Origin of the sequence: Vagococcus sp. WN89Y (assembly GCF_052220145.1) — a bacterium.
Taxonomy (GTDB): domain Bacteria; phylum Pseudomonadota; class Gammaproteobacteria; order Enterobacterales; family Enterobacteriaceae; genus Kosakonia.
Genome location: NZ_JBQPOM010000068.1, coordinates 43,992 through 66,077 on the forward strand (window position 1 = coordinate 43,992; position 22,086 = coordinate 66,077).

Sequence of the window (22,086 nt, forward strand, 5' to 3'; positions counted from 1 at the left end):
AGCGGATACTTTGCAGAAACGGATTTTCTGTACCAATAATAAAAGGATGCCACATGAAATCTTTACCTTTAGCCCAACAATTCCGTCGTTCAACCGGTGAGTTTCTCAACAAACAAGATGAAGCAGATTTAAATCAAACCCAACAAGATGAAAGAATCAAAATGCTCGCTGCGTATCCCGGGCGTCATCAGGGAAATGCAGCGAGGCAAGATCTGGCTAATGCCACTCTGAACATAATAGCCTTGCTGAGTGTCCTCCAGCCAGACCACAACTCTCTCCCGCTTCAGCGTTTAAATTCCGCTCCTCCTGTTAATCCTGCATTATTAAATGCTGCCGAAGCGGGAAATTCAATCGGCGCACAAATCAAATCCGTTACGCCCTATACGTTATTATCAGAACTTCCCAAACCGGTACTGGACAAGCAGCAGAAAAATAGTCTGAGTTTACCTGAAGCTAATTCACAGTCTTTATCCCGCGCTCGCAGAAGTATAGCTTTATCTCCTGCACTCTCGTCGGTTACATCATCAACACTTACGCCAGCACCCAATAATAAATATTCAGCACCGGAAATATCAGATATTCTTCATCGAGTGCAAAATCATCTACTGGATAAATTTCTGGATACACATCGCCAGACTTTTGCCATACGCTCATCGTTTGAGCGAGTAAACAACCTGGTCGAATATATAAAAGAAAACGAAGAAGAGAATATTGATAAAGTCGCAAGGATTTTATTATCAGCCTCTGCGAGTTATGGTGAAAATAAGGAAGAGTATCTCTCTAAAGGCCAAAAGCGCGCCATCATTGTAGAATATTTGAACAAAGCTATACTCGGCAAATCCCTTGATAGCTGGTGTTTGCAGCAGGCGCATTTAATGCGCCAGAAAGATAACGCATTATACAACCACGGTAACCTGCAGCATCGATTAACTCGCCTGTTAAACGACAGCTCAAAACCTGAAATGTTGTCAGCGCAAGCGCGTATTTTTTATCAGAACGCATCTTTAAAGAAAATTCTGCCCACCTTAATGCTTACCCCGGACAGCCAGGACAGGGAAGATCTGGAAAAGATGATGGTCAACGATCCCCGATGGGCATTCATTCATGCAGGCGCCATGTTACTCAGTAGCAGCGATACCGAATTTATATCGCTTCCTCTCAAGCAACTCGAAGAAATCGGTATCACGCTGGATGTCTTATTACACCAGGGAGCAGTACCTCAGGAATATATTGAGTTTTTTAAAATTCCTGCACTATTTGATTATATTAATTATCATCAATCCACTACGGAAGATATTCTCTATGACACAGATAAATTAACGCAGATATTTAAATATTTTTTTGATAACACCACCGACTGGGTAAAAAGTAATAACCCGTTTGCTTTACTTCCTGATTTAGTCAGTGCGTGGAAAACCCGAAGTGAACTCGCCAGTGACATGCTGACCCGAAATGGGATATCAGAAGAATTATTAACTCACTACCTGAATAGCCATAACGAAATAAAATTACCCGTAAAAGAGGGTTATGAACGGATCCCTCTGCCGAATATTGATAATGTTTTTTATAACCAAAATGAAAAGATAGAGATAACGACAAATAAAGCAGATAAACTCCTGCTTCCCCTGGTCTTTGACTCTCTTAGCAATGAAGATCAACTATTTATTCAAAAAGCCAAAGTTGAACGGGTTACCGCCGCATTTGATGCCAGAGATGAAATTCGCAACGTTCCTCTGCCCCCTTCCGCAAGGCGAGGGATCGATGCCGCAGGCGCGCTGGTTTACCATGTCCCGGACCGTATCGATCTCCTGCGCTGTACAAATGGCAAGACAGAAAAAATTTATGCACTTAAAACAATTCGCAGTGGCGAATATATTCTTGAGCGCGTGGACAGAAAACGCGATGCAATTTTAAATTTACTGGATGACGGGTTCACTCCGACTGTTGATAAAGATTATAAATTAAAAATCACCTCACCTATAACGCTGAAAGAGCGAAACGAATTGCCAACGGTTATTATTGATGCACTCGCTAACCTGCACAGTAAAAAATTACGTTCTGATCTGGATAAGAGAGGCTATGAGAAAACAACGAAGGAGAAAGTCGGTGATTTTTTTCTTGGCCTGATACCATTCTACACCTGTATTTCAGAAAGTATAAAAGGCAATGTCGACAAGGCACTTCCCTCTTGTTTAATGGATATTCTTGGTTTAGTACCAGTAGCAGGTTTAGCGGCAAGAACAACTTTTCGTTTCGGTGCAGCACTGAGTAGTGCAACAATTGGGGCGCTGACGTATGGCCTGCGGGAAGCGACTCTTAACGCGATGATACGCCAGAGTGGCAACAAGCTAGTAAGCCAGTTCCCCTTAATTGCCAAAGAAATATCGCCGCAGGTGATGCGAAACTTAGGTGTCGCGTTTTTACGCAGTGTCGATCCTGGCGTTGAATTATTAAGCAGGGCCGGAATAAAAGGTGTTACTGCGCTTAAAGCCATCGCCAGGGCTTCAAAAAAAGATAAAAGCCTTGCTTTATTAGCACCTTCGCTTGATAAAATTCCCCTCCCGGAAACTAAAATTCAGTCATATCAAGCATCGTCCATTTCTAGCTCACAAAACGACAAATTGCTGGACGTAGTGAATATTGGAACAGTTGATGGGAAGCCCCTGTGGGTGCAATTAAATCGTGAAACCGGGGAATTTTTTGAGCAGAAGTATCGGCTTGATCCGGAAGGAAAGCTTGGGCCAATACAATCACCACTATCAGAAGAGTTAGAACGCCTGAAAATACTTTCAGCAAAACTGGGTTTAAAGCTGATGAACCCGGGTGAGCCACAAGCATCGGGATCGCGCGATATGTCAGGTACTCAGCTCGCCCTACCTGCCTACAATCGTCTTCCCCCTGTCGCCGGTAATAGCGAAAAATTCAACAGAGTGCGGAAAGTGTCAGACATACAATATCCCGTGGCACGACCGGGTATAGTTAATACCCAGATACAAAGACTTAGTCATTTTATCCCGGTCCATCCGCTGTTTACTATTGAGCCAGAATACGTCAACCAATTATTTATGCATTTTAATAATGAAGTACTGGGGCCCCATCCCTGGCGTGCATACGCAGGTTTTGCTCTTAATGTTCCTCCCGCCATCGCCTGGGCGCAGCAAAAAGTTCGTACTAATCTATATAAAAGTAAACGGACGCTGGAAAAAGCGCATCAGCTTATGACGTCGATTAATTACTCTTCAATAATGGATCATCGTGTCGGTAAATACCTTTCCGGGATGTTAGGTACCGACCGGGTTGAGGTGATAGCAGAAGCCTCCAGGAGATTAACGCAAACAATTTTAAAATGCAAAAAACTATTAAAAGCATCTGAGGAAGTTGACTTCAGTAATATTATTACCATTTCAACCGACTTGATAAAATCCCCATATGATCCTAATAAATATATGTCTGTTCTTTCCGATGAAGAAATTTATCATATGCCTTTTGGCGCAACATCCATTCCGGATGCCGAAGGGCGCATAATGATTTATGTCGATTCATTTCTTGGCCAACACGACGTTTTAGATAAAAATAATCTCTCGGTCAGTTCAAAAACAAAGCTGACAATGGCGGAAACATTTAATCATGAGCTATCGCATTCTGCTGCGGGTACGCTCGACATATTTAAAGTGTATGTCGCGACCAAAAGACAAAAATTAAATGGTATGGATCTTCGTACATCGTTTATCAAGAGGCTCTATTTTAAAGAGATGGGTGACAGGCTGCCGAGTATATTTGATGGTAATGATATTTATCTTTTCTTCAACAACTTGAAAGCATATCAGGGAATTACAACGCCAATTACCGAAGCATCAATGGTCCGGGCGATTATGTCCGATAAGATGTTGTTTGCGAACTTAATGCTATCGGATGCTGATGTTGTTTCCAGAACCATTACTGCACTGGTTGATAAACGCCAGTTTAATGCCATATACATGAAAAAAAGAGAAGTGTCTAATGCCTCAGAATCGTCAGAGAGCGATACTGATATCACCGAGGTTTTGGATATCTCTGATAAATTTATAACGCTTCTTCTTGCGCAGGTGATGGATGGCATAATTAAACAAGATGATCCACTCACTATTCCGGAAGAAAACTACCAACCACCCCAGAAAATAAAAAATATAAAAATAAACGGTGTAACAATGGAGGTTCAAATTTATGGTAATACAGAAGACGAAAACTTACTGTTTCCGGAGATAAATGAAGTCATACCTGCCAATAAACCGCTTAACGCCAAAAAATATAAGAAAGCCTTTTCAACACTTTTGCCTCAGCAGAAAAAAGCATTAAAAATATGGGCAGCCAAAGGATTACATCACACTGCAAATTATAACGATGATACGCCTGGTCTGCCTGGCGGCATTTATCCTGCAATAAATAAAAAACTTATCAAAGGTGCCACTCTCAACCGTAAAGAGCTGAAAATAATACAAAATATTATGTCAGCAATAAGCAGTAAAAAAATTCCCCCGGCTCCCGGCAACTATGTTCGCGCCAGTTGTTATATAAATGGCAAGCATAATCCGTGGCTGGAAGATGCTATAGAGATAGGTGATTACCTGACGATGTCACCCGCCTTTATGAGCGTGTCTTCCGATCCCTCTCAGCTACTGCCAACCATTGTTGATTCTGCCAATATTGATAACCGCATCGACAGCTTACTATTTTTCAAAATAGAAAATGCTACCAACGCGCTGCCTTTACTCTCTGTTGTACCAGCAAAATCGCCTTTAAAGGATGATTTTATCTACCCGCCCGATGCCTTGTTTAAAGTGAAAAGCCTGGTTTATGCCACCCCGGTCTCCTCAGAGGCTTTATACGCGAATAAAGAGATGTATTTACCCACCAGAGTGGGTGTTGTATTAACCGAAGTCGATGAAGAACAAGCAAAAACAGTGGTGATGGCAAAGAATATTTTCACCGGGGAAAACGAAGTCCTTAAATAAAAGGTATCGCAGCAACTCCGTTCCTGTGCCAGGGGGAGCGTTATATAACCTGCAGCTGGCGCTTCATGCAGCCGCGCCCAATTGGCCCTACCAATTGGGCGCGGTTACGTTCACTGGTTCACAATTACGCCTCATTCAGTCACAGAAACATTGCCATGCCGCAACATTTGAGCAACCATTTATTTTCATAAACCCTACACCACTATACTGGCAGGACCACTTTTACAAAACATGTGACGCAGAGATAAGCCCAGACTTGCCGCGTCCCTTGTTTTGAAGGGTTCTCAGGAGACCTGCATGAATCTCTGGCAACAGAATTACGATCCGGCCGGAAACCTCTGGCTTTCAAGCCTGATCGCATCGCTACCGATCCTGTTTTTCTTTTTTGCGCTCATCAAGCTCAAGCTGAAAGGTTATGTTGCGGCCAGCTGGACTGTTGCCATTGCCCTTGGCGTCGCGTTGCTGTTTTACGATATGCCGCTGGATAATGCGCTGGCGTCGGTAATTTACGGCTTCTTTTATGGTCTGTGGCCGATTGCCTGGATAATTATCGCGGCAGTCTTTGTGTATAAAATCTCCGTGAAAACCGGGCAGTTTGACATTATCCGCTCTTCTATTCTCTCGATTACTCCCGACCAGCGCCTGCAATTAATTATTGTCGGCTTCTCATTCGGTTCGTTTCTGGAAGGTGCCGCCGGATTCGGTGCCCCGGTTGCTATCACCGCTGCGCTGCTGGTTGGCCTCGGTTTTAACCCGCTCTACGCAGCAGGTCTTTGCCTTATTGTGAATACCGCGCCGGTGGCCTTTGGCGCAATGGGCATCCCTATTCTGGTTGCCGGTCAGGTCACCGGTCTGGACAGTTTTGAAATCGGCCAGATGGTCGGTCGCCAGCTTCCCTTTATGACGATTATTGTGCTGTTCTGGATAATGGCCATCATGGATGGCTGGCGAGGCGTAAAAGAGACGTGGCCTGCGGTGATGGTTGCCGGTGGCTCCTTTGCCATCGCGCAATATTTGAGTTCGAATTATATTGGCCCCGAACTGCCGGATATCATCTCATCCCTGGTTTCGCTGGTCTGTCTGACGCTGTTCCTCAAGCGCTGGCAGCCGGTGCGCATCTTTCGCTTCGCCGATATGGGTGCCTCTCAGGTTGACCTTAATCTGCAACGCACTAAATACAGCGCAGGTCAGATCCTGCGAGCCTGGTCACCGTTTTTGTTCCTGACTGCAACCGTTACGATATGGAGCGTACCGCCGTTCAAAGCGCTATTTGCGCCGGGCGGCGCGCTGTATGACTGGGTCGTGAATATCTCTGTACCGCATCTTGATAAACTGGTTGAACGCATGCCGCCGGTGGTTAGCTCAGCGACACCTTACGCTGCGGTATATAAATTCGACTGGTTCTCTGCCACCGGCACCGCCATCTTCTTTGCGGCGATCTTGTCTGTTTTCTGGCTGCGGATGAAGCCAAAGGAGGCAGTCAAAACCTTCACCAGTACGCTGCGGGACCTGGCGCTGCCTATTTACTCCATCGGCATGGTGTTATCCTTTGCCTTTATCTCTAACTACTCCGGGTTGTCCTCCACTCTGGCATTAGCGCTGGCACATACTGGCCAGGCATTTACCTTTTTCTCGCCGTTTCTTGGCTGGCTTGGGGTGTTCCTTACCGGGTCTGATACCTCCTCAAACGCACTTTTTGCCGCACTGCAAGCGACCGCTGCGCAACAGATTGGCGTGTCGGATGTGCTGATGGTCGCCGCCAATACTACCGGTGGGGTAACGGGAAAAATGATCTCTCCTCAGTCAATCGCTATTGCCTGCGCAGCGGTCGGACTGGTCGGCAAGGAGTCAGACCTGTTCCGCTTTACCGTTAAACACAGCCTGATTTTCACCTGTATGGTCGGGGTGATTACGACACTTCAGGCTTATGTCTTTACCTGGATGATTCCATGAAAGTATTACCCAGACGCCTGGCAGACGACGTTGCCGATCGTGTGCGGGCGTTGATTAGCGAACAGCAGCTGGAAGCGGGCATGAAATTGCCCGCCGAACGCCAGCTCGCGGTGCAGCTTGGTGTTTCGCGTAATTCACTACGGGAAGCCCTCTCCAGGCTGGTGAGTGAAGGGGTGTTGTTGAGCCGCCGTGGCGGTGGCACTTTTGTGCGCTGGCAGCATGACAAATGGTCGGAGCAGAACATTGTCGAGCCATTAAAAACGCTGCTGCATAACGACCCCGATTACAGTTTTGATATTCTGGAAGCTCGCCACGCGATTGAAGCCAGTACCGCCTGGCACGCGGCAATGCGCGCGACCGACGCCGATAAAGAGAAAATTGCGCTGTGTTTTGACGCTTCTCAGTCCGACGACCCGGACCTTGCTTCGCAGGCGGATGTCCGTTTCCATCTGGCCATCGCCGAAGCCTCACATAACGTGGTACTGCTGCAAACGATGCGCGGTTTTTTCGATCTGCTGCAATCTTCGGTCAAACAGAGCCGCCAGCGCATGTACCTCGTCCCCCCCGTTTTTTCACAGCTCACCGAACAGCATCGGGCAGTCATGAACGCCATCTTCGCCGGTGATGTCGACGGCGCACGCCAGGCAATGATGGCGCACCTTGCTTTTGTCCACACCACTATTCGCCAGTTCGATGAAGATCAGGCCCGTCAGGCGCGTATTACCCGTTTGCCTGATGAGCAGCACACTCAAATCAGGGAGAAAAAAGTATGATTATTTCCCAGGCCAGCGACTACCGCGCAGCGGCAAAGCGCATTTTGCCCCCGTTCCTCTTTCATTATATTGATGGCGGCGCCTACGCCGAATATACCTTGCGCCGTAACGTAGAGGATTTATCGCAGGTAGCGCTGCGCCAGCGCGTGCTGAAAGATATGTCTAATCTCAGCCTCGAAACTACCCTATTTAACGAAAAACTGGCTATGCCTGTGGCGCTGGCACCGGTCGGCTTGTGCGGGATGTATGCACGGCGCGGCGAAGTTCAGGCGGCTGGCGCAGCAGATGCCAAAGGCATCCCATTTACCCTGTCGACCGTGTCCGTCTGTCCTATCGAAGAGGTAGCGCCGACCATCAAGCGACCGATGTGGTTTCAATTATACGTTCTGCGCGATCGTGGATTTATGCGTAATGCGCTGGAGCGCGCGAAAGCGGCGGGCTGTTCAACATTAGTGTTCACCGTGGATATGCCGACGCCTGGCGCGCGTTACCGCGATGCGCATTCGGGGATGAGCGGTCCGAACGCCGCGATGCGTCGTTACTTACAATCGGCGCTGCACCCGCAGTGGGCCTGGGATGTTGGTGTTAATGGTCGCCCGCACGATTTGGGCAATATTTCTGCCTACCTGGGTAAACCCACGGGCCTGGAAGATTATATTGGCTGGCTGGCAAAAAACTTTGACCCCTCAATTAGCTGGAAAGATCTGGAGTGGATTCGGGAATTCTGGGATGGCCCGATGGTGATTAAGGGAATTCTTGACCCACAAGATGCGCGGGACGCGGTGCGTTTTGGCGCTGACGGTATCGTGGTGTCTAACCACGGCGGTCGCCAGCTCGACGGCGTGCTCTCCTCCGCCCGCGCGCTACCTGCAATCGCTGACGCGGTCAAAGGTGATATCGCTATTCTGGCCGACAGCGGGATCCGCAACGGTCTTGATGTCGTGCGTATGCTTGCGCTGGGCGCAGATACGGTGCTGCTGGGCCGTGCCTATCTCTACGCGCTGGCCACACATGGTCGTAAAGGCGTCGCAAACTTGCTGGATCTGATCGAAAAAGAGATGCGAGTAGCCATGACCCTGACCAGTGCCAGCTCGATTAGTGAAATCAGTAAAGATTCGCTGGTACAGGAACTTAACCAGCTGCCTGCCGGGCTGGCACCGTTATCAAAGGGTGATGCGGCCTGAACACAGCGACCTTGCGAGGCTCAGAGATGGGCCTCGTTATAAACCCCTGCTTTAGATAGCATCGTAAAAAAAGTAATAAATATTCTCATGCTAACTTTTATCGCATAATATTATTTCTCTTTTAATTTTAGTGTTAATAACCGCTCGCCTCCCTCCTTTAGCTCCATCATATTATCCGGGTCTCATGCCTGTCAGAATACCTGCATAGTGAATAGCGATAATCTTTTATTAAGTTAAACAAAAATACAATATCCAAAAATAATGCACTGTAGTCTTTATATTTTAGCGTTTTCAAAACAAGTACATCCTGAATCGCCCCTATAATTATCATCCGTAAAAAGGTTAAGAGAGAATGGATATTCATCGCACTAATTAAAAAGGATTTTATATGAAAACTATTTCTCACCCTCAGCACGTTCGGCGCGTAACCGGGGAATTCCTGGCAAGGCAGGATCGGGCAGCCGGTGATGCAAGACAACAGCAAGACCGCATTACAGAACTTGCAAAATACCCAGGCCGTAATAGCCAAAATGCCAGCCAACAAGATTTAGCCTATTCGCTCTTAAATCTTGTGACTTTATTAAGCACTATCCGACCTGGACCAGAGTCTGTCACTTCATCAGAATTAACTAAAACGCCAGAGACGCAAAATAGCTTAGATATAGATTCTCAACATAAGGTAAGAGACACATATTCGCATTTCGTTGATAACATAGCGTTACCGGCTCTGTTAAGTCAGAGCCAACCTGCGCACAATCAGAACATTATCAAAACCCCAAAAGCGCTACGTCATCATCGCAGCGTAACGCTTTTAGCGGAGCCAGTGAAAAATAGTGCGCCGCCCCTTTCTCCGACGGATCGCATAAGCAAAAGAAGTGAACCTGAAACATTAACTGAAAAACAAAACAAAATCCTGGATACATGGTTGCTTGAAAACAACTTAAAACCAGACAGTAATCATAAATTCGAACGCCTGAACTGTATTGCTCGTTATATGGCAGAAAATATAATCGACAACACAACAGAAATTGCCAGATTATTACTTTTAGCCTCGAACAGCTATGGTGCAGAGGAACACGAAATACTCACAGACTCACGTAAGTGGGCTGTTATCGCTGAATATTTTCATCACGTTATTTTGGGTGCAAGTCTTGAAGAGTGGTTACTTAAACAAATTCAGCAAATAAAAAATCAGGAAAACTATTTATACCATCATGAAAACCTACAACGTGCATTTACCAATAAACTCAATGCTTTTTCCGGGGGCGAAACGCTTTCATCCACTTCACGAAAATTTTATCAAAATCATATTCTGATAAACCTGTTACCGACCTTTATGCTACAACCATCCCTGGAAGCACAAGCAGAGCTGGCAAAAATGGACATCAGCAAAACTCAATGGGGGTTGATACACGCCGGAGCAAGGTTATTAAATTATGCGGGATCTGAATTTCGCACACTTAATATTAACGATCTGGCAGAAATTGGTATAACGCTCGATATATTAATTCGCCAGGGGATTATCCCTCAGGAATATGTCGATTTCTTCTTTCTGCCCGCACTTATTCATTATGCCAGCACCGAGGAAAGCCTTGTGGCCAGGCATGAGCTTATCCACCAAAACATGCCGCAGATTATTACACGTTATTTCGAACATATCGCTAAATGGGCCAATAAGCATAACCCCATCGCCCAGTTATCTGACTTAGTTAAAAACTGGAAATCCCGGCGAGAACTTGCCCAGGAAATTCTTTCTGAAAAGAACATCCCGCTAACATTATTAAATTCATATATGAATCAGCATAGCGCGACAATTTACCATTACCCCAATGGGGCAAGTATAAACATTCCCAACATTGATGAGGTATTCGATCTACAAAATCAGAAAATTGAAAAGGTCGCGAGAGAAGCAGACAGCATTGTTCTGCCTCAGGCATTCAATGCATTAAGCCAGGCAAGCCAGGCATTTATTGCAAACGCTTCAATCAATAGAGTCACGGCAAAGTTTACTGCTGAAAAAGCGATTCACGGTGTTCCGCTCAGTAAATCAGTAAAAATGGGCATAGATCATTCAGGTGCGCTGGAATACCCTATTCCCGATCAGTATGACCTTCTGCAATGTATAAATGATGGCGAAGAGCGTATTTATATTCTGCAAACACAAGCTAGTGGGGAGTATTCGATCTTTCATGCCAACACATTAAGAGAAGATATGTTCTGGCTTCTTGATGATATTCCGCCGGGAGGGATAACGGATTATGACCTGAAGATGACTTTTGACAGGCAATTAAAGAGTAAAGAGGAAGCGCCCGCAAAATTAATAGATAAACTCGCTACGCTACACAGTTCCCGGTTACGACGTGCTCTTGAACAGCAAGGTTATCAGAAAACGCCAGATGAACATCTACGAGACTTTATTTTAAGCCTGATTCCATTTTATACATGTATTTCCGAAGCGATTAACGGTGATAGCGAAGCAGCAACAACTGCCTGCATGATGGATATAGTAAGCCTCTTACCCCTTGCTGGTATCACGGTCAAAACCGGTTTTCGATTCGGTACCGCACTGGCAAAGAGTACGACACTGGCCCTGACATGGAGCGCCCGCCAGGCTACGTTAAAAACTATGTTAAAGCAGGCAGGGCAAATCTATATTAAGCAATTCCCTGACATTTCCGTGACCATATCGCCTTCTGTGATGCAGAGGATGGGCGTCATTTTTTTACGCGGCATTGACCCCGGCGTCGAGTTATTAACTCAGGGGATGTTGAAAGGAACAAAAGCACTGGAGAAGGCTATTTCGCACCTACAAGAAAAAGGGCGAGGCCTTACCGACCTGGCAAAATCATTAAAAAAGCTTATCCGAAGACCTGTTCCCCAGATGGATATAAAAAAGTATTCAACTCAAACGCTATTTAGCAAAAGGCATAACAGAGAAGTAGACCTCGCGGCTATCGGAAAACAAAGCGGTAAGCAAATCTGGGTACAATTTAATAGTGAATCGGGGGAACTCTTCGGCAGGAAATATTTTATCAATAGTCAGGGTATGCTTGAACCAGCACCGTATTCTGCGAAGAAGCGATTCAAATCTTTGCAAACGGAGGGGCTGGGTGGGAAAGGCGCTATTAAAAAAAACTGGCCAGCCGACAGGCAGGTTGCTGGCCCATCTTATACAAATCCTGATGCTCTACCGGTATTCAGAGACAGCCTTATCAATAACATTCCGGTGCAGATAAGGACATACGGCGAGCCCGGCAGTGAAACATTGCTCTACCCTGAAATAAATGAGATTACGCTTCTCGCTGCACCGATGGATATAAAAAAATATGAACTTGCACTTTCAACATTATTACCTGAAGAAGTGGCGGCATTAATGGCATGGATAACGCCAGGTAATCCGACGTTGATTCATCGGGACGGCACAAGTGAAATGGTTGACAATATCAGCATCGAATTAAATAAAAAATTAATTAGAGGTTTACCGTTCACCCCTTATGAAAAGCTAACGTATGACAATCTGATTAGCGCGATAGAGAGCAAGAAAATACCAGGCATTCAAGGAGACTATCTGCATGTTAGCCATTATAGGGCTGGCGCCCCTAATCCCTGGTTAAATGGTGAGTTAGCAATTAATGATTATGTTACCAATCATCCGGTGATCATGAGCCTTTCTGCTGAACCCACTTTTGCGCTTGCCGCTATAAAAGAAGCCCATACGATCAGCGCAGATATAGCAAGCTTTATTTTTTATAAGATCGAAAACGCAAAAAATACTTTTCCATTAATTTCGTCCTCGTTCTCTTTTCCAATGTTTGAGAATGATTTTCTCTACCCGCCTAATACAGTATTAAAAATAAAATCAATTACAATATCTCAACCGATTTCTCCTGAAAATATTGGCCATAACGAAATCTCGTATAAGGCAAACCGTATAGGCGTGATCCTTACTGAGGTTGATGCGACCGAGGCAGCACAAATTAGTACAATCAAAAATCTCTTTAATGGCGTAAAAATACCGATTGTAGTCTTGCCTGCTTATAATACCCTCCCCGCTTTACCGGTTAATCGCGGCTATTGGGATAGAGTGAGAGAGGTCGTTACTGCCCCGCTGATACCGCCACCATCATTTTTAAAGTATTCAACGCTTCAGAAACTGGAAAAATTTATACCTGAAATTCCAATACAGGTCACAGCTGACACCAGTATAATTACAAAAAACACAGAGGAACATATAAACAAATATTTATCACCCGCTAACTGGCGAGCTTATGCAGGGTTAGGTGGGGATGTACCGCCTGAGATTTCATGGATGCAAAGAATAATTCGAAACCACTGCGAAGAAAGCCTGAGAAAACTGACCAATGTCGATAATATATTAAGCAATATTTCGCCAGAAAACATCATGAAGACCGACATCGGAAAATATCTCATGAAATTAACTCCAACCCATGACAAAAACATTGTTACCGAAGCATTTACCAAAATATCGAAAGTATTTAACCGCGCACGTGTTTTTATGGATGCCGCAAAAAAGATTGATTACAGTAATTTCGTAATTGTTTCCACAGAGCTTTTTCAAGTGCGTGATGCTCGTCAACAATATATTTCTTTACTCAGCAATGAAGCTCTCCGTAAATTACCCAAGGCCTGCACGCATAAACTTGATCCTGAAGCGCGCATAGTAATCTTTGCCGACCAATTTATCGGTAACTCGCCTGAAGCTGAAGGTGTTCGGGCCTCATTAACGTCTTCCTCGGAATTTAAAATTCATCAGAGTATAATTCATGAAGTAACCCATTTAACGTCCCTAACCTCCGATCTTTTTACTCATTCCATTCCCACACCTGAAACCTATTATACTGCACTCTTTGCCCGGGAAAATTTTATGCGTGCATTGATGACAGCAGCCACACCAGGTACAGCTGCACCAATCTGGAGAAGCAGTGACTTTCTTAAATTTATGCAAAATGTAGTCAACTACCAGAATGTTCATGTCAGCCTGGATTATGCTTCAGTCATCAGATCAATTAAAAAGGATCCAATGCTGTCCGCCAATATATTCTATTCAGACGCAGAAGTTCTTGCGCTAATTGCTAATGATATTGATGCCCAGCGTAGCGTTGACACATTATTCCGTTCTAAACGAGATACACGGGAAAACAGTTTTCTTGCAGGTAATGATGATACCGACATGCTTGTTTTTCTCACTTTTTTACTGGATGCAACAACAAACGGTTTAATCCATCTTACCTCTCCAGAATCAGGAAATAAAAATAATAAACAAACCCTTCGGGCGATAAAAAGAAAAAAAATAAGTGGTGTGAGCATGGATCTGCAAATTTATGGTAATACCAATAACGCAGCTTTACTTTTCCCGGAATATAATCAATGGACAAAAAGTAAAAGTCCAGAAGCCAAAAAGAACCTGAAAAAGACTATCGCCACTTTGTCTCCTCAGGAAAAGAAAGCCTTATCTTTATGGACAGAATTTGCCGACCAGCATCACACTGTAAACAATATAACAACAAAACCAAAAATAAATAAAAAAATTATCAATAGCATCCGCTTAACTCCTGACGAAAAAATAACTTACGATAATATTCTCACAGTAGTTCGTAGTGGAAAACTCCCTGCTGCATCCGGTGATTTTCTCCGCATTGTCCATTATTCAAAAGGCGAAAAGAATCCATGGCTTAATGATGAACTGGATGTAAACGATTATGTCTCCACGGCGAAAGCGTTTATGAGTGCTTGCCCCGACGACCGATATGCTCTTTCAGAAATTACTGATCTCAGAAATCCCGGGGGAAATATCACCAGTATTGTGTTATACAAAATTGAAAATAGCACCCGGGCATTATCTTTGCCTCCTCTGCTGAACGCTCCTGTAAATACGAATAATGAATACCTCTATCCCCCGGGTAGCCTGTTCAAAGTTAAAAGCCTGGCGATTTCCGTCCCGGTTTCGACAGAAGCAGGCTATAAAAACGCCAATATCTACCGGGCGCAAAGGGTGGCAGTCACGCTAACTGAAGTGAACCCGGAAGAAGCAAAAAAAATCACGACGATAAAAAATATCTTTAATGGTGCGGAAACACACTTTCTCAAGGCTTCCGCAAGACGACATAGCGTGGATGAATAAAAAGCCTCGTTTGTTGGCCCGCCGACAACGATGAATGATTTTCTCCGCATATGGGGAACGCATGGATAAGCGGCACTACACAGGAGTTAGGCTGAGGAGAAAATTCTGCTATCCTGCCCCCGCTATCAAGGGGGCAGTATGTTAAATATCGTTTTATTCGAACCAGAAATCCCACCCAATACGGGGAACATCATCCGCTTGTGCGCGAACACAGGCTTTCGCCTGCACATCATCGAACCGATGGGTTTTACCTGGGATGATAAGCGCCTGCGGCGCGCGGGGCTGGATTACCATGAATTCGCTGCCGTGAAAAGACACCATGATTACGCTGCGTTTGTGCAAACAGAGCAGCCTCAACGCTTGTTTGCGCTGACGACAAAAGGCACACCGGCTCACAGCGCCGTGGAATATCAGGAAGGTGATTATTTGATGTTTGGCCCGGAAACGCGTGGCCTGCCGACGGCGATTCTTGATGCGCTCCCGCCTGAGCAGAAAATCCGCATCCCTATGATGCCGGACAGTCGCAGCATGAACTTGTCGAATGCCGTGTCGGTGGTCGTATACGAGGCATGGCGCCAGCTTGGTTACTCTGGTGCAGTGTTGCGTCGCTAAAAGCGCCTGTTAAACCTGGCGGTGCAACAGCTTGTTGAGCTACTGGCAGCACACCGCGCATTTAATGCAAATCCTGCGCCTGACTGATGCGTTGCATACATTAGTCAGGCAGCTGTATGAGAACCGGATGTTTAAATTCCGTCGCCGTATTCAAACCCATGATTGATGCCGTTGAAATGCTGATCCATATCCATTGACGGCTTCTCGCTCTCGGGTTTGCCCACAATGCGTGCTGGCACGCCAGCTGCCGTGGTATGTGGCGGCACCGGCTGTAACACTACAGAACCCGCGCCGATTTTCGCACCACGCCCGACTTCAATATTGCCGAGGATTTTAGCGCCCGCGCCAATCATCACACCTTCGCGAATTTTCGGATGGCGATCGCCGGAGGTTTTCCCGGTACCGCCAAGCGTCACCGATTGCAAAATCGACACATCGTCTTCAATGACAGCCGTTTCACCGACCACGATACCTGTCGCGTGGTCGAGCATGATACCGCGCCCAATAGTGGCCGCTGGATGAATATCAACCTGGAAGCTAACGGACACCTGATTTTGCAGAAAAATAGCCAGCGCCTGACGGCCCTGATGCCAGAGCCAGTGGCCGATACGATAAGCCTGCAATGCGTGAAAACCTTTCAGATAGAGCAGCGGCGTAGAATATTTATCAACCGCCGGGTCACGGGTGCGCACAGCCTGGATATCACAGGCCGCGGAAGCGATCATTTCCGGATCGGCGGCGTAGGCCTCTTCCACAACTTCGCGAATAGCGATGGCAGGCATAATTGGCGAGGCCAGTTTATTGGCCAGCATATAACTTAACGCACTGCCCAGATTCTCGTGCTTGAGTAGCGTTGCGTGGTAAAAACTGGCCAGCATCGGCTCACAGTCCGCCAGCGCCCGGGCTTCGGCTTTTATATTATTCCAGACCAGATCCAGTTCTTCACACGGCATTGCTTACTCCAGACATATCTAATATGGATACACAAAATCGTTCAGTTTACGCCGGGGCATCAATTCCTGCTGCCCCGTCACCTTGTTGTAACCTGCCGAGCGATGCTCTCAGGATACCTGGATACCGTTAAACTGAAGGAAACGTGTATCTTTAGTGGCTGCTGCGCTCATCTTTACGAGCACGACCTAACAGAGTCAATGCTGCCTCGCGCGCATTTTTACCGCAATACAATACCTGATAAATTTCTTCGGTAATGGGCATTTCGACACCAAACCGGTGCGCCAGCGCACGAACTTCTTTGGTATTGCGGTAACCTTCCACTACCTGGCCAATTTTATCCTGGGCACTCTGCACATCCATGCCCTGGCCGAGCATCATGCCAAAGCGGCGGTTGCGCGACTGGTTGTCAGTACAGGTCAGCACCAAATCGCCAAGCCCGGCCATGCCCATAAACGTTTGCGGATCGGCCCCCAACGCGGCGCCCAGGCGCGACATTTCGGTTAGCCCACGGGTTATCAGCGCCGTACGCGCATTCGCGCCAAAGCCAATACCATCGGACATGCCTGCGCCAATCGCGATTACGTTTTTCACCGCGCCGCCCAGCTGTACGCCGATGAAATCCGGGTTGCTATAGACGCGAAAGCTTTTACCGCAATGCAGTAATTGCTGAAGGTCTTCGGAAAACTGCGGATCGGTTGATGCCAGCGAAATCGCGGTGGGCAAACCTGCGGCCAGCTCTTTTGCGAAAGTCGGGCCGGAAATGACCGCCAGAGGAATCTTCTCGCCTAACGCTTCGCGCGCGACATCCTGCAACAGACGGCCCGTTTCGGCCTCCAGACCTTTAGTGGCCCAGACGATTCGCGCGTCGTCACGCATAAGCGGTTTAATTTGCGCCAGCACATCACCAAATACATGGCTTGGCACCACGACCAGGATATTTCGACTGGCGGATAACGCACGCGCAAGGTCGCTTTCCAGCTGTAGCGTCTCAGGAAAAGGCACATCAGGAAGAAACGCGGCGTTGCAACGGTCATGTTGCAGGGTCGCGATATGTTTAGGGTCATGACCCCAGAGCACAACCTGGTGGCCATTTCTTGCCAGCGTGATGGCAAGAGCGGTGCCGTACGATCCGGCACCGATTACAGTCATTGCAGCATTAAGTGCGTTCATCAGGCATCCTGATGTTGGTCAGCACCTTCGTCGCCGGTCTGCTGTTGCAGGTAGTTCATGAACAGCGCATCAAAATTGACCGGTGCAAGGTTCAGTTGCGGGAATGTACCGCGGGATACCAGGCTGGTGATGCACTCGCGGGCATACGGGAACAGAATGTTCGGGCAGTATGCACCCAGGCAATGAGCCATCTGAGTACCTTCGATACCATCGATTGAAAAAATACCGCCCTGCTGTACTTCGCACAGGAAGCCCGTTTCCTCACCCAGCGCTGCGGTGACGGTAACGCGCAGAACGACTTCATAAACACCTTCAGCCAGCTGGGTAGAAGCCGTATCAAGATCCAGTTTCACTTCCGGCTGCCACTCTTTCTGGAAAATGTGCGGCGCATTCGGCGCTTCGAAAGAAATATCTTTCGTATAAATACGCTGAATCTGGAAAGTCATTTCAGTGTTGTTTTGCTCAGTCATTATTGAATAACCCTTTAGTGTTGTAGTGCTCAAAGCTTTAACGCAACAGCGGATCCAGCCCGCCACGCGCATCCAGCGCATATAAATCGTCACAGCCGCCAATGTGCTGCGCATCGATAAAAATCTGCGGAACCGTTGTACGGCCACTACGTTGAATCATCTCTTCACGTTTTACCGCATCACCATCAATCGGCAGCTCGGCAAACGTCACGCCTTTGCTGCTCAGCAGCGCTTTCGCGCGATGGCAGAATGGGCACGTTGCTTTAGTGTAGATCTCAATATTGGCCATAACTCTTCTCCCGATCTCACCTTGCAGATTGATACCTGCAAAGTAAATTATTTACCGCGAACCAACGGCAGATTTTCACTGCTCCAGCCGGCAATGCCCTCTTTGAGCACAAACACCTTCTCGAAGCCCGCTTTCGTCAACGCATTTGCTGGCTCCTGCGCCTGCATGCCTGAGCCATCAACCACAATAATCGGCGTGGCTTTATGCTTCTCAAGCTCACCTACATTATTGGCTTTGATCTCGTTAGGCAGCAAATTCACGGCGCCAGCGATATGGCCCTTACGAAAATCCTCACGCTGACGTAAATCCACAACTACCGCATCTTCTTTATTGATAAGACGTGTCGCTTCGCCGCGTGAGATAACTTTCACATTAGACGCAATGCCTCTGAATGTGGTGTAGAGCACCGCCCCGAGTAACGCAATCCAGGCGATACACAGTATGGGATGGCGACTAATAAATTGCATAATTTCTTGCATCTGGGGTAACAACTCCCGACTCAGTGAATAAAAACCAGGAAAGGAGTATACCTGCGCAATGTGTCAAATACAGCCAGCGCACGCGATGGAATGCATTTTCTGCGGCGTGTTACGAAAAAAATAGACAAACACATGAAAAACGACCCACTGGCCCACCGCTTTTTTTGATCTTCTGCGGCTATTTGATCGATTCAGCTGTAGTAAAATTACGCAAATTTTTATCTTGTGAGCAGAGGTTGTCGAAATGTCGGTTGCTAAAAAACCTATGGTGCTGGTGATTCTGGATGGCTACGGCTACCGTGAAGATCAGCAAGATAACGCGATTTTCAGTGCGAAAACGCCGGTGATGGATAGCCTTTGGGCAAACCGTCCGCATACCCTGATTGATGCTTCCGGTCTGGAAGTTGGCCTGCCGGATCGCCAGATGGGCAACTCTGAAGTTGGTCACGTTAACCTTGGCGCAGGTCGCATTGTTTATCAGGATTTAACTCGCCTGGATGTTGAAATTAAAGAGCGTACCTTCTTCAGCAACCCGGTTTTAACCGGTGCGGTCGATAAAGCCATCGCCGCGGGTAAAGCAGTGCACATTATGGGGCTGCTCTCCGCAGGCGGGGTGCACAGCCATGAAGACCATATTATGGCGATGGTCGAACTGGCCGCCGGGCGCGGTGCGGAAAAAATCTATCTGCATGCCTTCCTTGATGGCCGCGATACGCCGCCGCGGAGCGCTGAATCATCACTGAAAAAGTTCGAAGATAAATTTGCCGCGCTGGGTAAAGGCCGCGTGGCGAGCATTATTGGCCGTTACTACGCGATGGACCGCGATAATCGCTGGGATCGCGTTGAGCAAGCGTATAACCTGCTGACCGAGGCGAAGGGCGATTTCACCTTTGACAGTGCTGTGGCGGGTTTGCAGGCCGCTTATGCGCGTGATGAGAACGATGAATTTGTCAAAGCCACCGTTATCCAGGCGCAAGGTCAGCCTTCAGCTGCGATGGAAGACGGCGACGCGCTGATTTTCATGAACTTCCGCGCCGATCGCGCCCGCGAAATCACCCGTGCGTTTGTGAATACGGATTTCAACGGTTTTGCACGCCATAAAGTGGTTAAACTCGGTGATTTTGTCATGCTCACCGAATATGCCGCCGATATCAAAACAGCAGTTGCTTACCCACCCGCATCGCTGACTAATACACTGGGCGAATGGATGGCGAAGCACAACAAAACCCAGTTGCGCATTTCCGAAACAGAAAAATACGCGCACGTCACTTTCTTCTTTAACGGTGGCGTAGAAGAGCCGTTCGCTGGGGAAGACCGCATTCTGATTAACTCGCCTAAAGTCGCGACCTATGATTTGCAGCCGGAAATGAGCTCCGCTGAGCTGACCGAAAAACTGGTTGCGGCCATCACCAGCGGCAAATATGACACGATCATTTGTAACTATCCGAACGGTGATATGGTTGGTCATACCGGTGTGTTTGACGCCGCGGTCGCTGCGGTAGAAGCGCTGGACCATTGCATTGAGCAAGTGACGCAAGCGGTTGAATCTGTTGGTGGGCAGCTGTTAATTACCGCCGACCATGGCAACGCCGAACAGATGCGCGACCCGTCTACCGGCCAGGCGCATACCGCACATACCAACCTTCCGGTACCGCTGATTTACGTTGGCGACAAGGCAGTGAAACCTGTTGCGGGTGGCAAACTTTCGGACATTGCTCCGACAATACTCACGCTGATGGGGATGGAAATCCCGCAAGAGATGACTGGTAAGCCGCTGTTCATCGTGGAATAATCCCTCCCCATGAGGGGAAAGGCGATTTGTTCAATTACATGGGCCGGGATTCGGCCTCTGCTCTGCGCCAGCGCAATTAGTGCTGGCGCATTGCTGTGCGCCTTTTCCGCCCACGCGGACGATCGCGACCAGTTAAAATCTATTCAGCAAGATATCGCCGCGAAAGAGCGTGCGGTACGTCAACAGCAGCAACAGCGTAGCGCGCTTCTTGCGCAGCTCAAGACGCAGGAACAGGCGATTTCCGCCGCCGCTCGCCAGCTACATGAAACGCAAAATACCCTTGCTCAGTTAAATAAACAAATTGATGAGATGAATGCTTCAATCGCCAAACTGGAACGTCAGCGGGCGACGCAGGAGCATAATCTGGCAGCGCAACTGGACGCCGCGTTCCGTCAGGGTGAGCATACGGGCATACAGCTGATTTTGAGTGGTGAAGAGAGCCAGCGTGGCCAGCGTTTGCAGGCCTATTTTGGCTATCTCAATCAGGCGCGCCAGGAAACGATTGCCCAGTTGAAGCAAACGCGTGAAGAAGTGGCGATGCAAAAAGCGGCGCTGGAAGAAAAACAGAGCCAGCAACAAACCCTGTTATACGAACAAAAAGCGCAGCAGGCAAAGCTTGAGCAGGCGCGTAGCGAGCGTAAGAAAACGCTTGCCGGGCTGGAGTCATCCATTCAGCAAGGCCAGCAGCAGCTAAGCGAAATGCGCGCTAACGAATCACGCCTGCGCGATCGCATCGCCCGTGCAGAAGCCGCAGCGAAAGCAAGGGCCGAACGCGAAGCGCGCGAGGCGCAGGCCGTGCGCGACAGGCAAAAAGAAGCCACCCGTAAAGGCACGACCTACAAGCCTACCGAAAGCGAGCGCTCGCTTATGTCACGCACCGGCGGGCTGGGTTCACCTTCCGGGCAGGCGACCTGGCCGGTGCGCGGGCCGCTACTACATCGTTATGGCGAACAGCTGCAGGGTGAGCTACGGTGGAAGGGGATAGTTATCGGTGCGTCTGAGGGTAGCGAAGTCAAAGCTATCGCCGACGGTCGTGTCATCCTTGCCGACTGGCTACAGGGCTATGGCTTAGTTGTGGTTGTTGAGCACGGCAAAGGTGATATGAGTCTGTATGGCTATAACCAAAGCGCGCTGGTTAGCGTCGGTACCCAGGTGCGTGCCGGGCAACCCGTAGCGCTCGTGGGCAGCAGTGGCGGTCAGGGCCGACCATCACTCTATTTCGAAATTCGCCGTCAGGGTCAGGCGGTCAATCCACTGCCGTGGTTGGGAAGATAAGT

13 protein-coding genes are annotated in these 22,086 nt (G+C 47.8%); 8 read left to right on the forward strand and 5 right to left on the reverse strand.

Going from position 1 to position 22,086, the window contains the following annotated elements; genetic code table 11:
• Window positions 1-53: 53 nt before the first annotated feature.
• From ACTU3N_RS19810 to trmL, 6 genes are all read left to right on the forward strand, one after another.
• Window positions 54-4,991, forward strand: a complete 4,938-nt coding sequence (locus tag ACTU3N_RS19810) for a hypothetical protein (RefSeq protein ID WP_443087851.1) — start codon at window positions 54-56, stop codon at window positions 4,989-4,991.
• A 297-nt stretch (window positions 4,992-5,288) separates the two neighbouring features.
• The gene (lldP, locus tag ACTU3N_RS19815; protein ID WP_443087852.1) at window positions 5,289-6,944 is read left to right on the forward strand and encodes an L-lactate permease; all 1,656 of its coding nucleotides are present in this window, start codon (window positions 5,289-5,291) and stop codon (window positions 6,942-6,944) included.
• The gene (gene lldR, locus ACTU3N_RS19820) at window positions 6,941-7,717 is read left to right on the forward strand and encodes a transcriptional regulator LldR (RefSeq protein WP_443087853.1); all 777 of its coding nucleotides are present in this window, start codon (window positions 6,941-6,943) and stop codon (window positions 7,715-7,717) included. Before lldP ends, lldR begins: the two co-directional genes overlap by 4 nt.
• Window positions 7,714-8,901, forward strand: a complete 1,188-nt coding sequence (gene lldD / locus ACTU3N_RS19825; RefSeq protein WP_443087854.1) for an FMN-dependent L-lactate dehydrogenase LldD — start codon at window positions 7,714-7,716, stop codon at window positions 8,899-8,901. The genes lldR and lldD overlap by 4 nt, the downstream gene beginning before the upstream one ends.
• Before the next feature lie 388 nt (window positions 8,902-9,289).
• Complete coding sequence (locus tag ACTU3N_RS19830) at window positions 9,290-15,043, forward strand: hypothetical protein (RefSeq protein WP_443087855.1); 5,754 nt, start codon at window positions 9,290-9,292, stop codon at window positions 15,041-15,043.
• A gap of 138 nt (window positions 15,044-15,181) precedes the next feature.
• Window positions 15,182-15,655, forward strand: a complete 474-nt coding sequence (gene trmL, locus ACTU3N_RS19835) for a tRNA (uridine(34)/cytosine(34)/5-carboxymethylaminomethyluridine(34)-2'-O)-methyltransferase TrmL (RefSeq protein WP_443087856.1) — start codon at window positions 15,182-15,184, stop codon at window positions 15,653-15,655.
• 131 nt (window positions 15,656-15,786) lie between these two features.
• On the opposite strand, the gene cysE is transcribed toward trmL, so the two are convergent.
• The 5 genes from cysE to ACTU3N_RS19860 all read right to left on the reverse strand — a co-directional run bounded on the left by cysE (window position 15,787) and on the right by ACTU3N_RS19860 (window position 19,017).
• The gene (gene cysE, locus ACTU3N_RS19840; protein ID WP_443087857.1) at window positions 15,787-16,608 is read right to left on the reverse strand and encodes a serine O-acetyltransferase; all 822 of its coding nucleotides are present in this window, start codon (window positions 16,606-16,608) and stop codon (window positions 15,787-15,789) included.
• A 151-nt stretch (window positions 16,609-16,759) separates the two neighbouring features.
• Window positions 16,760-17,779: an NAD(P)H-dependent glycerol-3-phosphate dehydrogenase gene (gpsA, locus tag ACTU3N_RS19845; protein ID WP_443087858.1), complete on the reverse strand. Its 1,020-nt coding sequence runs from the start codon at window positions 17,777-17,779 to the stop codon at window positions 16,760-16,762.
• Window positions 17,779-18,249, reverse strand: a complete 471-nt coding sequence (secB, locus tag ACTU3N_RS19850; protein ID WP_443087859.1) for a protein-export chaperone SecB — start codon at window positions 18,247-18,249, stop codon at window positions 17,779-17,781. The genes gpsA and secB overlap by 1 nt, the downstream gene beginning before the upstream one ends.
• Window positions 18,250-18,286: 37 nt before the next feature.
• On the reverse strand, window positions 18,287-18,538 hold the full coding sequence (gene grxC, locus ACTU3N_RS19855; RefSeq protein WP_263098810.1) for a glutaredoxin 3: 252 nt from the start codon (window positions 18,536-18,538) through the stop codon (window positions 18,287-18,289).
• A gap of 47 nt (window positions 18,539-18,585) precedes the next feature.
• Entirely contained in the window at window positions 18,586-19,017 is a 432-nt protein-coding gene (locus tag ACTU3N_RS19860; RefSeq protein ID WP_443087860.1) for a rhodanese-like domain-containing protein, read from the reverse strand.
• Window positions 19,018-19,261: 244 nt separating this feature from the next.
• Here ACTU3N_RS19860 and gpmM point away from each other — a divergent pair, with 244 nt between their 5' ends.
• Both gpmM and envC read left to right on the forward strand, forming a co-directional pair.
• Window positions 19,262-20,809, forward strand: a complete 1,548-nt coding sequence (gpmM, locus tag ACTU3N_RS19865) for a 2,3-bisphosphoglycerate-independent phosphoglycerate mutase (RefSeq protein WP_443087861.1) — start codon at window positions 19,262-19,264, stop codon at window positions 20,807-20,809.
• A gap of 9 nt (window positions 20,810-20,818) precedes the next feature.
• Complete coding sequence (envC, locus tag ACTU3N_RS19870) at window positions 20,819-22,084, forward strand: murein hydrolase activator EnvC (RefSeq protein WP_443087862.1); 1,266 nt, start codon at window positions 20,819-20,821, stop codon at window positions 22,082-22,084.
• Window positions 22,085-22,086: the final 2 nt, after the last annotated feature.

Excerpts from the sequence above, each read along its gene's own strand:
- grxC (WP_263098810.1), bottom strand. The coding sequence starts at position 18,538 with ATGGCCAATATTGAGATCTACACTAAAGCAACGTGCCCATTCTGCCAT.
- lldD (WP_443087854.1), top strand. The coding sequence starts at position 7,714 with ATGATTATTTCCCAGGCCAGCGACTACCGCGCAGCGGCAAAGCGCATT.
- trmL (WP_443087856.1), top strand. The coding sequence starts at position 15,182 with ATGTTAAATATCGTTTTATTCGAACCAGAAATCCCACCCAATACGGGG.
- lldP (WP_443087852.1), top strand. The coding sequence starts at position 5,289 with ATGAATCTCTGGCAACAGAATTACGATCCGGCCGGAAACCTCTGGCTT.
- envC (WP_443087862.1), top strand. The coding sequence starts at position 20,819 with ATGAGGGGAAAGGCGATTTGTTCAATTACATGGGCCGGGATTCGGCCT.
- gpsA (WP_443087858.1), bottom strand. The coding sequence starts at position 17,779 with ATGAACGCACTTAATGCTGCAATGACTGTAATCGGTGCCGGATCGTAC.
- gpmM (WP_443087861.1), top strand. The coding sequence starts at position 19,262 with ATGTCGGTTGCTAAAAAACCTATGGTGCTGGTGATTCTGGATGGCTAC.
- secB (WP_443087859.1), bottom strand. The coding sequence starts at position 18,249 with ATGACTGAGCAAAACAACACTGAAATGACTTTCCAGATTCAGCGTATT.
- ACTU3N_RS19830 (WP_443087855.1), top strand. The coding sequence starts at position 9,290 with ATGAAAACTATTTCTCACCCTCAGCACGTTCGGCGCGTAACCGGGGAA.
- lldR (WP_443087853.1), top strand. The coding sequence starts at position 6,941 with ATGAAAGTATTACCCAGACGCCTGGCAGACGACGTTGCCGATCGTGTG.
- ACTU3N_RS19810 (WP_443087851.1), top strand. The coding sequence starts at position 54 with ATGAAATCTTTACCTTTAGCCCAACAATTCCGTCGTTCAACCGGTGAG.
- ACTU3N_RS19860 (WP_443087860.1), bottom strand. The coding sequence starts at position 19,017 with ATGCAAGAAATTATGCAATTTATTAGTCGCCATCCCATACTGTGTATC.
- cysE (WP_443087857.1), bottom strand. The coding sequence starts at position 16,608 with ATGCCGTGTGAAGAACTGGATCTGGTCTGGAATAATATAAAAGCCGAA.